Raw genomic sequence first — 15,202 nt, forward strand, 5'->3', positions numbered from 1 at the left:
CCCGGCTCAGCCGCGATCCCGCATCAGCCGCTGGGCGTCGCGCTTCCAGTCGCGTTCCTTGATCGTCTCGCGCTTGTCGTGGAGCTTCTTGCCCTTGGCGAGCGCGAGCTCGACCTTGGCGCGGCCGCGGCCATTGAAATAGACCGACAGCGGGATCAACGTCATGCCTTCGCGGCTGACCCCGGTGTGCATCTTCTCGATCTCGCGCTCGTGCAACAGCAGCCGCCGCGGGCGCTTGGGCTCGTGGTTGAAGCGGTTGCCGTGGCTGAATTCGGGAATGTTGGCGTTGATCAGGCTCACCTGGCCATCCTTCACCTCGGCATAGGATTCGGCGATCGAGCCCTCGCCGAAGCGCAGCGACTTCACCTCGGTGCCGGTCAGGGCGATGCCGGCTTCGAAGAAATCCTCGAGGAAGTACTCGAAACGAGCGCGCCGATTTTCGGCGACGACCTTCTTTTTGTCGAACTCTGCGGGACGTGGACGGGCCATAAGAGACGGGACATAAGCGCTGCGGACGGTTGGGGGAAGAGCCCGATGAATCCAACCCCTTGCATGACAGACGCGACCGAGACTCAAAAGATGCTCGACGGCAGATGGGCACGACCGAGTTTGGGACCTATCAGCCGCTGCGGTTCGCACGGGCGGTCGCCGCAGCAGGCGCCGCTGTCAGATCAAGCGTTTCGAAACCGTCCTCGCCACCGATACGCCGCCGGAGAAGGCTGCCGATGGGCACCGAATAGCGCGACCGCTTCGTGATGCGCTCAATGCGATAGACACCTTCGCCGGCGGCTACCCCGTCCCCTGTCCCGGCGGCACTCGCGGTATAGCGGCGTCCCTCGACCTGTGCGAGCAGCTTCTGGCTCCAGGGATTGGCGCACGAACTGCGCAGGATCTCGACCTCGGCGGTGCGGCCATCGGGCCGGATCCAGAAACCGACGTCCACCCACTGCACGCCGTCGAGATCGGCCGGCCCGGCGCGGACCGCCTCGGACGCGGAAAATTTACGCGCTTCGGCATTGGCGGCCGCCACGGGATCGGCAGGGTAAGGCGGCTCCCAGATCAGGGCGGGGTCCATCGTGCGCTCCCGGCCGATGTCGCTCGCCAGCGTCGTCATCTGTTCGTCGCTGGCACCGCGCGCGGCAATCCGCAGACGCACGACCTGCAGCGCAAGCCGGTAACCGGGATCGCTGGCGATCGGGCGCGCCTCGAGTTCACGTAGCAGCTTCATGGCCCGCGCCGGCTCGTTGCGTGCCGCGGCCAGCCACGCGCGCTTCATGCCCGCTAGCATTGCCGATCGTTCCTGCCCCATTTTCAGGGCGTCCTGCTCGACTGCGCGAAAGGCCGTCTCGGCCTGATCATAATTGCCGAGCTTGATCCACATATTGCCCAGCGCGTCGGCGGACGCGCTCACGGCGGGGTCGCTCCCCGGCAGATTGTCGCGTAGCGTGCGCACCTGCCCCATCACGGCGTGCTTGTAGGCGTCCTGATCGCCCTCGTGCAGCGCGACCGTGGCATATGCCTCGTACAGCGCGGCGACCGGCTTGGGGTCGGTCGCGGCATGGTTGCGATTGCGTGCGACTGCGGCCGCCAGCGTGCGTTTGGCATCGAAATAGCTGCCCGCCCGAAATTGCGCCTCAGCCAAAGCGATCGATGCTTGCGCGTCGCGCAACGGCGTGCATTCGCCACGGACGCATGCCGCCTGGGCATCGACCAGGCGTTGACCGGTCACGACGATGTCACCGGTCTGGGATTGGATAAGCAGGAGCAGCGCAAGCATCATAGCCTCCGGAGCATCACCGCTTCGCTATAAGCTGGATCGGGATGCGACGGAATGGGGGACAACGCGCCCGCCATGGGCCGGTGTCGCCAATGGCCGGTTTCGGCGGCAGCGGTCATCCCGCTACGCATCGGAACGGCGCATGTCGGTCGGAAGCCGCTGCCGCGTTCCGGACAAGAGGCCTTAGTCGAGACCAGTCTTGCCCGGTGTCCAATAAGCTTTGGTGCGGATCCGCCGCGACGGCACCTGGAGCGCCTTCAGGGTTCGGCGTACGCGCTGAATGCTTCCGGCTTTGCCGGTCAACACGAACGTCGCTCCTGCGTCCGCGAGTGCGGGCAGTTTGGATTCGAACTCGGACAGATGCGCATCGTCCGCCTCCCGGCCGACAAGCGTATAGTTCTGGAGGTCGAGTTGCACCGCCACCGATCGGCCGGCTTCGACATCTTCGACCTCGAAAAAGCCCACCACCGCCTCCATCCCGCCGCTGAGCGCTAGCGCATGGGCGAGCCCGAGCGATGTTTCGTCCCCGAATATCGCCAGCGGGCCGCTGGGCCGGCCAATGGCGAGCGACGTGCGCGGACCGAAGATATCGCAACTGGAACCCGGTACGGCGCCACGCAACCAATCGCTGCCCGGCCCCGTGCCGTGCGCGTAGCCGAGAATGCAGGTGCGTCCGGTAGCGGGATTCCAGGCGATCGGCGTATAGGTGCGCGTCACGAACGCCGACCCCATCGCGATCTGGATCTTTTGCCCCGGCGTCCAAACCACATCCACGAGCCCCGGCCCCTCAAGGCAGATGAGCTGGAAACGGTTGGCCAGTGTCTCATTGGCGGTCACCGCCGCGCGCTTCATGATCAAGCGGATCAAGGCTCCGCCGAGCCTGCCGGAAGCCCGCGATGCGCGCGGTTCCGGCGCTTCCATGGTTGTCATCAGCCGATCCGTACGGTGAAATCGTTGCCGCGCTCCACGTCCATTGCGAACGTCTGGGTGAGATACCCGTTGCCAGGGTCGCGGACATAGGCCCGATATTCCGGATCGAAGGCATTCTCCCCGAGCACGATCGCGCCTGGGCGAAGACGCGGCTCGACCAGTTTCAGCACCGGCAGGTAGAGTGAGAAGGCGCCATCGAGAAGCAGCAGATCGACCTCGCCCGCGATATCGGCGAGCGTCTCGCGCGCATCGCCCTCCCGGATATCGACGAGATCCGCCAGCGCTGCGGCCTCGAGATGTTCGCGCGCCCGGGCGACCTTGCCAGGCTCGAACTCGCTGCCGATCAGCATGCCACCGCCATTGTCGCGCAATGCCGCGGCCAGATAGATCGTCGAGATCCCCATGGACGTACCGAATTCGACGATCCGGGAAGCCTTCCCGGCGCGCGCCATCGCGTAGAGGAACCGCCCAAAGCCGGGTGAGATCGACAGGAAGTGCTCGGCATAGCCCTGATACACCGAGCGGAGGCCGGCCTTCTCGTCCTCCAGCAGTTTTGCCGCCCACTGCTCCGCACCTGCGCCGGAAGCCTCGATCTCCGCCATCACCTGTTCGAAATGGGCGTGGTCGGCCTCGTGTGCGGCCTGATGCAAACGACCGAGCAGGTTCGCGACAATATCCGTATCCAACATGTTCACTGGTTTTGCCCTTCCGGCTCCACTGACTGTTCGCGACCAATAGGCCGCGCCGCAAATGGCGTCATTGCGAACCTCGGCCATGTTGTTATTCATTTCTGCCAATCAAAGCGGAAGGCGCGATATGCCGATCCTCACCGAACTGAGCGACGAAGCGGATTGGGTCGAGCCCGATGATGTGCCCCGGGCAGTGGTCACTTATGGATTCATCGCGAAGGATTTCGGCGGACTCGAACTCGACCTGCATCGGCATCGCAAGGGTCAGATCGTGCTCGTCCAGAGCGGTGCGCTGAGCTGTGAGGTGGAAGGCGGCTTGTGGATCGTCCCTCCGCGCAGTGCGGTGTGGATCCCGGGCGACGCGCTGCATTCGATCAAGGTGAGCGGCACGTTGGAGGGCTATGGCGCCTTCGTCGATCCGGACTTCTGCGCCGGCCTCCCGACACGCTGCTGCGCTATATCGGTGACGCCATTGCTGCGCGAGCTGCTCACCCGCGCAGCGCATTTGCCGGTCCTCTACGAAGAAAGCGTCGCGAATGCGCGCCTGCTCGCGGTGCTGCTCGACGAGCTCGCCGCGGCCGACATCGAGCACCTCCACCTCCCGATGCCCAGCGACCTCCGGCTCCGCCGGATTGTCGAAGACATGATCGCCGCCCCGGCCGATCGCGGAACGATCGATTTCTGGGCGAAGCGTGCTGGTCTCAGTGAGCGGACCTTGGCCCGAGTCATCCGTCGCGAAACCGGGATGAGCTTCGGGCGCTGGCGGCAGCAGCTCAGCATCTTACTCGCAGTCAAATGGCTCGCGGGCGGGGCCTCGATCCAGCGGGTCGCGGATGATCTCGGATATGAAAGTGTGCCGAGCTTCGTGACGATGTTTCGCAAGGCGTTGGGGACTTCACCCGGCCGGTACATGGCCGAACGCCACGCCGGCGCAAACCCTAAACGTCTCAACGACTGACCGCCGTTGCTGCTCGGTGTAAGGCCGATTCCGGGATTCCCTGGTGCGCGATTGAACGGCAACAATTGGTCTCGCAGCCGTCTGGCTGCCGAATTGCGTACGAATGACCGGTTTCGGCGTAAGCGGATGTGCAAGCTCTACCGCGGAATGATTTGAACTGGTCGCAAGCGGCCGAAACGCACAGCCGCAACGGTGTGCCGAATGACGCCCGCTCATTAAAGGAGGCACTCCCGTCTCTCCCCTGACCTGTCGACAGGATGACAGAATCAGGCCTGCGCGCGTCCTATAGAATAAGGCCGGGCGATCGCTCGCCCGGCCCCTTCCCTACTCCGCCGCCACCATCTCGGCCTCATCCGCATCGTCGAGCGGATGTTCCAGCCGGGTGAGCATTTCCTTCGGCACGATCTGCCAGAACTTCTCGCGCCAGCGATCCCAATCGTCGAGGATCGCGTTGGACCAGCGGCTGTCGGTCTTGGTCGCGTGCAGGGCGATCAGCGACTTGAGCCGTGCCTCCCACCAGCCCGAGCCCAGCCGCTGCCAGGTGATCGTCTCCGGATTGGCGCGCCTGGCGAAGCTGCCGTCCTCGTCGAGCACGAACGCCATGCCGCCGGTCATGCCCGCGCCGAAATTCTCGCCGGTGCGGCCGAGGATCACGGCAGTGCCGCCGGTCATATATTCGCAGCCATTGGCGCCGCAGCCCTCGACCACCACGGTCGCGCCCGAATTGCGCACCGCGAAGCGCTCGCCCGCCTGCCCCGCCGCCAGCAACGTGCCCGCGGTCGCGCCGTAGAGGACGGTGTTGCCGATGATCGTGTTCGATTTGCTGTCGAGCGCGCTCGCCACCATCGGGCGGACGATGATGATCCCGCCCGAAAGCCCCTTGCCGACATAATCGTTGGCTTCGCCGAACACTTCGAGGGTCAGCCCCTTGACCGCGAAGGCGCCGAGCGACTGGCCGGCCGATCCGCGCAGACGGACATGGACATGGCCGTCGGCCAGTTTGTCCATCCCGTACTTCGACGTGATCTCCGCCGAGAAGCGCGTGCCGACCGCGCGGTGCGTGTTGCGCACCGTATAGGTCAGCTGCATCTTCTCGCGCCGCTCGAACACCGCCTTGGCGTCCTGGATCATCTGCGCGTCGAGGCTGTCGGGCACATCGTTGCGGAACGTGCTCAGCTTGAAGCGGCGATGATGATCGGGCGCGTCCACTTTGGCGAGGATCGGGTTGAGATCGAGATCGTCGAGATGCTCGGCCCCGCGGCTGACCTGGCGGAGCAATTCGGTCCGCCCGATCACCTCGTCGAGGCTGCGATAGCCGAGCCGCGCCAGGATCTCGCGCACCTCCTCGGCGATGAAGGTCATCAGGTTGATGACCTTCTCGGGCGTGCCGACGAACTTCGAACGCAGCTTCTCGTCCTGCGTGCAGACGCCGACCGGGCACGTGTTCGAATGGCACTGGCGCACCATGATGCAGCCCATCGCCACCAGCGAGAGCGTGCCGATGCCATATTCCTCGGCGCCCAGGATCGCGGCGATGACGATGTCGCGCCCGGTCTTGAGCCCGCCATCGGTACGCAGCTTGACGCGATGGCGCAGGCCATTGAGCGTCAGCACCTGGTTGACCTCGCTCAGCCCCATTTCCCACGGCGTGCCGGCATATTTGATGCTGGTCTGCGGCGAGGCGCCGGTGCCGCCGACATGGCCGGCGACGAGGATCGCGTCGGCATGCGCCTTGGCGACGCCCGCCGCGACCGTGCCGATGCCGGCCGAGCTGACCAGCTTGACGCAGACGCGCGCGCGCGGGTTGATCTGCTTCAGATCGTAGATGAGCTGCGCCAGATCCTCGATCGAGTAGATGTCATGGTGCGGCGGCGGCGAGATCAGCATCACGCCCGGCGTCGAATGGCGCAGGCGCGCGATCATGTCGGTCACCTTGAAGCCGGGCAATTGCCCGCCCTCGCCGGGCTTGGCGCCCTGCGCGACCTTGATCTCGATCTCCTCGGCCGATCCCAGATATTCCGCGGTGACGCCGAAGCGGCCCGAGGCGATCTGCTTGATCACCGAATTGGCATTGTCGCCATTTTCGTACGGCTTGAAGCGGCGCTTGTCCTCACCCCCCTCACCCGACACCGCCTTGGCGCCGATGCGGTTCATCGCGATCGCGAGCGTCTCATGCGCCTCGGGCGAGAGCGCGCCGAGGCTCATGCCGGGCGTCACGAAGCGTTTGCGGATCTCGGTGATCGCCTCGACCTCGTCGATCGGCGCGGCTTCCTTGGCCCAGTTGAACTCGAGCAGGTCGCGCAGATAGATCGGCGGCAGCTCGCGCACCCCGCGCGAGAATTGCAGGTAATGCGAATAGCTGTCGGTGCTGACCGATTCCTGCAACAGGTGCATCAGCTGCGCCGAATAGGCATGGCTCTCGCCGCCAGCGCGCTGGCGATAGAAGCCGCCGATCGGCAACACCGCCGGCCCGCCCTCGAACGCCTGTTCGTGGCGGATCTTCGCCGAAAGCTGGAGCGAGGCATAGCCTTCGCCCGAAATCTTCGCCGGCATGCCGGGGAAGAAATCGTTCACCAGCGCACGCGACAGCCCGACCGCCTCGAAATTATAGCCGCCCCGGTACGAGGAGATCACCGCGATCCCCATCTTGCTCATGATCTTGAGCAGACCGTCGTCGATCGCCTTGCGCCAGCGCTTGAAGCAGGTCGCCAGATCGAGATCGCCGAACAGGCCGCGCGCATGGCGATCGGCGATCGCCGCCTCGGACAGATAGGCATTCACCGTGGTCGCGCCGACCCCGATCAGCACCGCATAATAATGCGTGTCGAGGCATTCGGCCGAGCGCACGTTGACCGACGCGTAGGAGCGCAGCCCCTGGCGCACGAGGTGGGTGTGCACCGCCGCCGCCGCCAGCACCATCGCGATCGCGATGCGGCCCTCGCCGACACGCTCGTCGGTCAGGAACAGCTCGCTCTTGCCTTCGCGCACCGCCTGCTCGGCCTCGCGCCGGACGCGCGCGATCGCCTGGCGCAGCGCATCGGGCGATCCATCGACCGGATAGGTGCAGTCGATCGTCGCATGGGCCGAGCCGAAATAGGTCTTCAGCGTCTCCCAGTCGCGCGAGGTCAGCACCGGGGAATCGAGCACCAGCACGCCCGATTGCTGGGCTTCGGTGTCGAGGATGTTGGCGAGGTTCCCGAAGCGCGTCTTGAGGCTCATCACGCGGGTTTCGCGCAGCGAGTTGATCGGCGGGTTGGTCACCTGGCTGAAATTCTGGCGGAAGAAGTGGCTGATCAGCCGCGGCTTGTCCGAGATCACCGCGAGCGGGGTATCGTCGCCCATCGATCCGACCGCTTCCTTGCCGGTCTCGATCTGCGGGGACAGGATCAGCTCCATATCCTCCATCGTCTGGCCGGCCGCGATCTGGCGGCGGACGAGTTCGGCGCGCGTAAATTGCGGCAGGCAATTGCCGTCGGGCGCGGGCAGATCGGCGAGCGTGCGGAAACCCGACACCCATTCGCCATAGGGCGCTTCGGCGGCGATGCGCGCCTTGATCGCGGCATCGTCGTAGAACTTGCCCTCGTCGAGATCGATCGCGATCATCTGGCCGGGGCCCATGCGCCCCTTCGCCACCGCCGAGGTCTCGGGCACGACCACCATGCCCGCTTCCGATCCGACGATCAGCAGATTGTCGGCGGTGCGGAGCGTGCGCAACGGACGCAAGGCGTTGCGGTCGACGCCCGCCACGACCCAGCGGCCATCGGTCATCGCAAGTGCTGCGGGGCCGTCCCACGGCTCCATCACGCTCGCGAAATAATTGTACATGTCCTCGACCGGCTGGGGCATGTCCGATTCCTGCCAGGCCTCGGGCACGAGCATCAGCTTGGCGGTCGGCGCATCGCGGCCCGAGCGGCAGATCGTCTCGAACACGGCATCGAGCGCGGCGGTATCGGACGCGCCCGCGGGCACGACCGGCTTGATGTCCTCCGAATGCGCGCCGAAGGCCAGCGAGGCCATCTTGATCTCGTGGCTCTTCATCCAGTTCTTGTTGCCGCGGATCGTGTTGATCTCGCCATTATGCGCGAGGCAGCGGAACGGCTGCGCCAGCCACCATTGCGGGAAGGTGTTGGTCGAATAACGCTGGTGGAAGATCGCGACGCGCGACACGAACCGCTCGTCGAGCAGATCGGGATAGAAGACCGACAGGTCGGCCGCGAGGAACAGGCCCTTGTAGATGACCGAGCGGCACGACAGCGAGCAGATGTAGCAGCCCTGGATCTGCGCCTCGATCAGTTGCTTCTCGATCCGGCGGCGGACGAGATAGAGCTTCTTCTCGAACTCGGCCGCGCTCTCGACGTCGGGCATCGGCCCGGCGATCATGATCTGCTCGATCTCGGGCCGCGTCAGCATCGCCTTGTCGCCGATGCACGAAACGTCGACCGGCACCTGGCGCCAGCCGTAGATGGTGTAGCCGAAATCGATGATCTCGCTCTCGATGATCGTCCGGCAGGCTTCCTGCGCGCCCAGATCGGTGCGCGGCAGGAAGATCATGCCGACCGCCAGCCGGTTCGGCCGCGGCTTGTGCCCGGCGGATTCGATCGCATCGTCGAAGAAGCGCGCCGCCAGATCGACATGGATGCCGGCGCCGTCGCCGGTCTTGCCGTCGGCATCGACCGCGCCACGGTGCCACACCGCCTTCAAGGCATCGATCGCTGCGGTGACGACCCGGCGCGAGGGCTTGCCGTCGGTCGCGGCGACGAGGCCGACGCCGCAGGCATCGCCTTCGAACTCGGGGCGGTACATGCCCACACGGGCGATGCGGTCGCGTTCGGTTTCGGACACGGTCATCATTGAGGCTCCTTGGCCTGCTTGAGCTTTTCGGGCGGGATACCGAGCAATTGCGCGAGCCTGGCGCGCTCGGCGTCGGTCAGATCGCTGGCTTTCTTCGGCTTGGGCAAATGGGCGGTGGCCGCCTGCACGCGCTTGATCACGTCGGGCATCGCCTTGACGATCGCGGGCATCACCCCCTGCATCCGCCGCATGAAGGCCGGATCGGTCATCAGGGTCATCTGCTGCGCGGCGAAGCTGCTGCCGGTCGGCGTATCGAAGAAGGCCTTGAGCTCGGCGAGCTGTACCGCGCTGAAGCGCGTGGCATAGGCCTCGGCCAGACCCTCGCGGATATCGGGCTCCATCTTCACCAGCACGTCGCTCATGCCGTCCATCATCGCCGTCATGCTGAGCCGGCTGCGCTCATCGAAGGCAGGATCGATCACGCTCATGACCTGACGCGTGGTGGCGCCGCCGAGCTTCTTCGCGTCCTCCGCGGGCATGCCGGCGGTGGCGGCGAATTGCTGGACCGGCACGTCCATCATCTGGCTCATCATGCCGCTCATCATCGCGTTGAGCGAACCCTGCAGGATCGTCCGATAGGTGCCGGGCGGCATGATCTTCCCGGCGACGGCACGCGCCACCGCCAACCGCGCGGGATCGGGAGCCGCGACCGGTGCCGACGGCGCCTGCGCGAGAGCAGGAACCGCCGCCGTCGCCAGCGCCAAAGCGAGCAGCCGGCTCACGCCGCCACCACCTCGGCCGAAGCCTTCGCCTTGAGCCAGGCATGCATGCGATCCGAAACATCGCGCCCATCGCGCACCGCCCACACGACGAGGCTCGCGCCGCGCACGATGTCGCCGGCGGCGAAGACGCCGTCCATGCTGGTCATCATGGTCTTGTGATCGACCCGCAAAGTGCCCCAGCGCGTCACCGTCAGATCGGGCGCGTCGAACAGCTTCGGCAATTCCTCGGGATCGAAACCGAGCGCCTTGATCACCAGATCGGCCTCGAGCCGATATTCGGCGCCGGGCTCGATCTCGGGCGCGCGGCGGCCCGAGGCGTCGGGCTCGCCGAGGCGCATCTTGGTCACCTGCACGCCGGAGACGCTGCCGTCGGCATCGTGGAACGCCTCGGGCGCAGCGAGCCAGACGAACTCGACGCCCTCCTCCTCGGCATTCTTCACCTCGCGTTGCGATCCCGGCATGTTGGTGCGGTCGCGGCGATAGAGGCACTTCACCGACGCCGCGCCCTGGCGGATCGCGGTGCGCACGCAATCCATCGCGGTATCGCCCCCGCCGACGACCACGACATGCTTGCCGAGCGCGTTGAGCGTGCCGTCCTCATAGAGCGGCACGGTGTCGCCGAAGCCCTTCTTGTTCGACGCGGTCAGATAATCGAGCGATTCCACCACGCCGGCGGCGCCCACGCCGGGCGCACGGATCGCGCGCGGCTTGTAGACGCCGGTGCAGATCACAATCGCGTCATGACGCGCGCGCAGATCCTCCATCGTCGCATCACGGCCGACCTCGAAACTTTCATGGAAGACGACGCCGCCATCCTTGAGCCGCTGGACGCGGCGTTCGACGATGGGCTTCTCCAGCTTGAAGCCGGGGATGCCGTACATCAGCAGCCCGCCCATGCGATCGTGGCGGTCATAGACATGGACGTCGTAACCGCGCGCGCGCATCAGATCGGCGACGGTCAGCCCGGCCGGGCCGGCCCCGATCACCGCGATCGACTGGCCCTTCGCCGGCCCCGGGGTCAGCGGCTCGACCCAGCCCTCCTCCCACGCGGTATCGGTGATATACTTCTCGACCGATCCGATCGTGACCGCGCCATGGCCCGAAAACTCGATGACGCAATTGCCCTCGCACAGCCGGTCTTGCGGACAGATGCGGCCGCAAATCTCGGGCATGGTCGAGGTGGCGTTGGACAGCTCATAGGCCTCGCGCAGCCGCCCCTCGGCGGTCAGGCGCAGCCAGTCCGGGATATGATTGTGGAGCGGGCAATGGGTCGAGCAATAGGGCACGCCGCATTGCGAGCAGCGCGACGATTGCTCCTCCGCCTTGGCGACCTCGAAGGCGCGCGAAATCTCGTCGAAATCGCCCGCGCGCTCGCCCGCGGCGCGCTTTTCGGGATAGTCCTGCCCGACCGAGGTGAACTGAAGCATGCCAACCATGTGTGATCTCCCACGGGCGTCATGACGCACAGCGGCACACGAGTTACGCGCAAATCACGCAATAAGACAGTAATACTGACCTAATATCAGGTCCAATATGACGTTTTCATCCCGATATCCGAACCTTCCGTCGGTTATAGGTCCGTTTCGGCCTCACCCCTGCGCGAGCCAGACTAGCGCGATTGCGCCCGCGACAATCCGATACCAAGCGAAAGGCGCGAAGCCGCGCTTGCTGACGATCGCCACGAAACCCTTAATCACGGCCAGCGCGACGACGAACGCGACGAGGAAACCGATCCCGATCGTGCCGAGCCCGACCGCACCCGGCGCCGCCAGTTCGTGCCGGTTCTTGAACAATTCAACCGTCGTCGCGCCGAGCATCGTCGGGATGGCGAGGAAGAAGCTGAACTCGGCCGCGGTCTTGCGATCGACGCCCAGCGACAACGCCCCCATGATCGTCGCGCCCGACCGGCTCATCCCCGGGATCATCGCGAGGCACTGGATGAAACCGATGCCGATCGTGGTCGGCAGCGGCATTTCCGACACGCCGTCGATGCGGCTGCGCCTGGCGAAGCGCTCGACCAGCAGGATGCCGATGCCGCCGACGATCAGCGCCCAGGCGACCACCGTGGCGTTGCCGAGCAACGCCTCGATCTTCTTGTGCAGCGCGAGGCCGATCACCGCCGCGGGGATGAACGCCACCACCACGTTGCGGGTGAAGCGCCACGCCGCCGGATCGCCGCCGGCGAGCCCAACGATCACCCGCCAGAAGGTCCGCCAATAGGCCACCACCACCGCCAGGATAGCGCCGAGCTGGATGACGATGTTGAACACCTCCCATTTCGCCGCATCGTAGCCGAGCAATTTGGTAGCGAGGATCAGATGCCCGGTCGAGGAGACGGGCAGGAACTCGGTCAGCCCCTCGACGATGCCGAGGATGACCGGCGTCGACAAATCCATAATAGACGCCTTTCCGGGCGGATCGGGGGAAGGATCAGGCCGACGGGCTCAGGCTGAAGCGGCCATGCTTGCGATAGCGCACCAGCCAGCGCGGCGCGACCGCGGCGAGCGGCGCGGGATCGATCCCGAACGCATCGAAGCCGGCCGCGCCCGGCGCCACGACATTGTCGTGCTGGAGCATCAGCCACTGGTCCCACGTGATCGGCGCCCCCGGCAGGAAGCCGAACCGCGCCATCATGCCCCCGAGCGCATCCGGCAGCGCGATCAAATGGGTCTTGCGACCGATCGCATCGGCGATCCAGGCGTTGAGCTCGCCCATCGACAGCGCCTGCGGCCCGCCGAGCTCGAACGTCTTGCCGCCGAACGCCGCCGGATCGAGCGCCGCCATGGCAATCGCGCGGGCGACATCGACCACCCAGGCCGGCTGGAAGCGGACGTCGCTGCGGATCACCGGCATAACCGGCGCGAGCGCGATCATCTGGGCGAAGCGGTTCACGAAGCCATCCTCGGCCCCGAACAGGGTCGAGGGCCGGATGATCGTGGCGCCGGGGAAGGCAGCGCGCACCGCGGCCTCGCCCTCCCCCTTCGACTTCGCATAGGCCGACGCGGCGGCCGCATCGGCGCCGATCGCCGAAATCTGCACGAGCGCGCCCGCCCCGGCCGCGGCCGCCGCCTCGGCGACATTGCGCGCGCCGGCGACATGCACGGCCTGGAACTTGCCCTTGAGAATGCCGACCAGATTGATCACCGCGCTCGCGCCCTGCACCGCGCGCCGCATGCTCTCCGGCTTGGTCACGTCGGCGGCGACGAACTGGGTCTGGCCGAGCCCGCCGAGCGGCTTGAGGAAATAGGCATCGGTCGGATCGCGCTCGGCCACGCGCACCCGCGCGCCCATGCGCAGCAGCTCCTGCGCGACATAACGGCCGAGAAACCCGCCGCCGCCGAACAAAACCACCAGATCGTCCATCCGCTTCGTCCTTCGATGCCGCGCATACCCTGGCGCCGCCATGCCCCAGGCGCGCCCGCGCTGGCAAGCGTCCGCAACATTATGACGACACCCGTTGACAACGCCCGACCCCCGCACCTAAAGGCCGCCGCCTACCCCGTGCCCAGATGGCGGAATTGGTAGACGCACCAGCTTCAGGTGCTGGCGCTCGCAAGGGCGTGGAGGTTCGAGTCCTCTTCTGGGCACCATTTGTTCTCCCCGGTAATGTCCGGGGACGTCCAGCAAGCGGCTGGTTTCAGAGCAAAATTTCATCGATTCTCGCTGGCAACCGTCCGGGTTGATCCAGTGGATTCCAGCAGAAGATACACAGAACGTGTCTCTTTCTGTGTCTGCTGGATCGACCGGAAAATCCGGGAACACGATGATGCTGACTCAACTCCAAATCACTGCCGCGAAACCAAAGGCGAAACCCTACACGCTCCCCGATGGGCAAGGGCTGGCTCTTTTCGTCCAGCCCTCAGGCGCGAAACTCTGGCGCTTCCGCTACTGAACCGCCCCGAGTTTGCCGGAGGCTCCAACGCTTGAGTAGATGGAGCCGATATGAGCAAGACGACGAACAAGTTTGCGCCGGAAGTGCGCGAGCGCGCGATCCGGATGGTGCTGGATCACGAGCGGGATTATCCATCGCGCTGGGCAACGGTGGTATCGATTGCCGAGAAGATTGGCTGCTCCCCGCCGACGCTGCATGAGTGGGTAAAGAAGGCCGAGGTCGATAGTGGGAAGCGCGCCGGTGTGTCGACGGAGGTTTCCGACAAGCTGAAGGCGCTGGAGCGCGAGAACCGGGAGCTTCGGCAAGCCAACGAGATACTGCGCAAGGCGTCGCATATTTTGCTCAGGCGGAGCTCGACCGCCCGTTCAAGCGATGATCACGTTTATCGATGATAACCGTGGCACCTATGGGGTCGAGCCGATCTGCCGCGTCCTGCCGATCGCCCCGTCCACCTACCATGAGCGCGTCGCGCAGCGACAGGATCCGACACGCCTGTCGGCACGAGCGCGGCAGGATGTGGCCCTCAAGCCCGAGATCGCACGCGTGTTCGCCGAGACCTTCGCGGTCTACGGCGTGCGCAAGGTATGGCGGCGGGAGGGTGTGTCCGTCGCCCGATGCACCGTCGAGCGGCTGATGCGCGAGATGAGCTTGGCAGGGGTGATCCGGGGCAAGCCGGTGCGCACAACCATCAGCGACAAGGCCGCCCCATGTCCGCTCGATCGCGTCAACCGCCAGTTCCATGCGCCAGCGCCGAACAGGCTCTGGGTATCGGACTTCACCTATGTCGCGACATGGTCGGGGTTCGTCTACGTCGCCTTCGTCATCGACGTTTACGCCCGCTATATCGTGGGCTGGCGCGTCAGCCGTACGGCGCATGCCAGCTTCGTGCTGGATGCGCTCGAGCAGGCGCTCCACGATCGCCGGCCGGTTCATCGCGGGGGGCTGGTTCACCATAGCGATCGCGGATCGCAATATGTGTCCATCAAGTACACCGAACGCCTCGCCGAAGCTGGGATAGAGCCCTCGGTCGGCAGCGTGGGCGACAGTTATGACAACGCTTTGGCCGAGACGATCAATGGCCTTTACAAGGCCGAAGTCATCCATCGGCGTGGCCCATGGCGATCCCTCGAAGCCGTGGAATACGCGACCCTCGAATGGGTCGACTGGTTCAACAATCGGCGCCTGATGGAGCCGATCGGCAATATCCCGCCGGCCGAAGCCGAAGAACGATATTACGCCATGCTCGACGAAGACCGCATGGCCGCGTAACTTAAACCAAATAGCCTCCGACAAACCCGGCGCGGTTCAGTTTCGCTTTGCCATTGAGACCGCGTGCGGCGAATACGGCCCCTAAGCGGGGTGCTTCATTAATTCCTCGGAATT

Annotated in this window: 12 protein-coding genes, 1 tRNA gene and 1 other annotated feature; of the genes, 4 read left to right on the plus strand and 9 right to left on the minus strand. The window is 65.5% G+C overall.

Annotated elements, in window-relative coordinates; all coding sequences use genetic code 11:
- Window positions 1-6: 6 nt before the first annotated feature.
- The 4 genes from smpB to AB4Z44_RS08695 form a co-directional block, all read right to left on the minus strand.
- On the minus strand, window positions 7-489 hold the full coding sequence (gene smpB, locus AB4Z44_RS08680) for an SsrA-binding protein SmpB (RefSeq protein WP_404713648.1): 483 nt from the start codon (window positions 487-489) through the stop codon (window positions 7-9).
- Window positions 490-619: 130 nt separating this feature from the next.
- A complete protein-coding gene (locus tag AB4Z44_RS08685; RefSeq protein ID WP_404713649.1) occupies window positions 620-1,777 on the minus strand; it encodes a tetratricopeptide repeat protein in 1,158 nt (385 codons plus the stop codon).
- Window positions 1,778-1,960: 183 nt separating this feature from the next.
- The gene (locus AB4Z44_RS08690; protein ID WP_404713650.1) at window positions 1,961-2,644 is read right to left on the minus strand and encodes a siderophore-interacting protein; all 684 of its coding nucleotides are present in this window, start codon (window positions 2,642-2,644) and stop codon (window positions 1,961-1,963) included.
- A 62-nt stretch (window positions 2,645-2,706) separates the two neighbouring features.
- Window positions 2,707-3,483 carry an O-methyltransferase gene (locus AB4Z44_RS08695; protein ID WP_404713651.1) on the minus strand — a complete coding sequence of 259 codons (777 nt, stop codon included), beginning with the start codon at window positions 3,481-3,483 and terminating at the stop codon, window positions 2,707-2,709.
- 40 nt (window positions 3,484-3,523) lie between these two features.
- On the opposite strand from AB4Z44_RS08695, the gene AB4Z44_RS08700 reads away from it, so the two are divergent.
- Window positions 3,524-4,354 (plus strand): AraC family transcriptional regulator, encoded by an 831-nt coding sequence (locus AB4Z44_RS08700; protein ID WP_404713652.1) that lies wholly within the window; start codon window positions 3,524-3,526, stop codon window positions 4,352-4,354.
- A 324-nt stretch (window positions 4,355-4,678) separates the two neighbouring features.
- On the opposite strand, the gene gltB is transcribed toward AB4Z44_RS08700, so the two are convergent.
- The 5 genes from gltB to AB4Z44_RS08725 form a co-directional block, all read right to left on the minus strand.
- Window positions 4,679-9,202 (minus strand): glutamate synthase large subunit, encoded by a 4,524-nt coding sequence (gene gltB / locus AB4Z44_RS08705; protein ID WP_404714195.1) that lies wholly within the window; start codon window positions 9,200-9,202, stop codon window positions 4,679-4,681.
- Window positions 9,202-9,927 (minus strand): DUF2059 domain-containing protein, encoded by a 726-nt coding sequence (locus AB4Z44_RS08710; RefSeq protein ID WP_404713653.1) that lies wholly within the window; start codon window positions 9,925-9,927, stop codon window positions 9,202-9,204. Before AB4Z44_RS08710 ends, gltB begins: the two co-directional genes overlap by 1 nt.
- Window positions 9,924-11,354, minus strand: coding sequence for an NAD(P)-dependent oxidoreductase (locus AB4Z44_RS08715; RefSeq protein WP_404714196.1), 1,431 nt, complete (start codon window positions 11,352-11,354; stop codon window positions 9,924-9,926). The genes AB4Z44_RS08710 and AB4Z44_RS08715 overlap by 4 nt, the downstream gene beginning before the upstream one ends.
- Window positions 11,355-11,516: 162 nt before the next feature.
- Entirely contained in the window at window positions 11,517-12,323 is an 807-nt protein-coding gene (locus AB4Z44_RS08720) for an undecaprenyl-diphosphate phosphatase (RefSeq protein WP_404713654.1), read from the minus strand.
- Between the two features lie 34 nt (window positions 12,324-12,357).
- Window positions 12,358-13,290, minus strand: coding sequence for a complex I NDUFA9 subunit family protein (locus tag AB4Z44_RS08725; RefSeq protein WP_404713655.1), 933 nt, complete (start codon window positions 13,288-13,290; stop codon window positions 12,358-12,360).
- Between the two features lie 140 nt (window positions 13,291-13,430).
- Between AB4Z44_RS08725 and AB4Z44_RS08730 the strand changes: the two genes are divergently transcribed.
- From AB4Z44_RS08730 to AB4Z44_RS08740, 3 genes are all read left to right on the plus strand, one after another.
- Window positions 13,431-13,517: transfer RNA gene (locus AB4Z44_RS08730), tRNA-Leu, on the plus strand.
- A 176-nt stretch (window positions 13,518-13,693) separates the two neighbouring features.
- Window positions 13,694-13,819 (plus strand): Arm DNA-binding domain-containing protein, encoded by a 126-nt coding sequence (locus AB4Z44_RS08735; RefSeq protein WP_404714197.1) that lies wholly within the window; start codon window positions 13,694-13,696, stop codon window positions 13,817-13,819.
- A 50-nt stretch (window positions 13,820-13,869) separates the two neighbouring features.
- Window positions 13,870-15,088 (plus strand): IS3 family transposase gene (locus AB4Z44_RS08740; RefSeq protein ID WP_404713656.1). Its coding sequence is split into 2 segments (ribosomal slippage): window positions 13,870-14,153 and window positions 14,152-15,088, totalling 1,221 coding nucleotides; the frame shifts between segments, so codons are not numbered across the junction.
- Window positions 14,150-14,266, plus strand: a sequence feature (AL1L pseudoknot). Its footprint overlaps the gene before it by 117 nt.
- Window positions 15,089-15,202: the final 114 nt, after the last annotated feature.

The sequence above is a fragment of the Sphingomonas sp. MMS24-J13 genome, from assembly GCF_044905095.1.
Taxonomy (GTDB): domain Bacteria; phylum Pseudomonadota; class Alphaproteobacteria; order Sphingomonadales; family Sphingomonadaceae; genus Sphingomonas_I.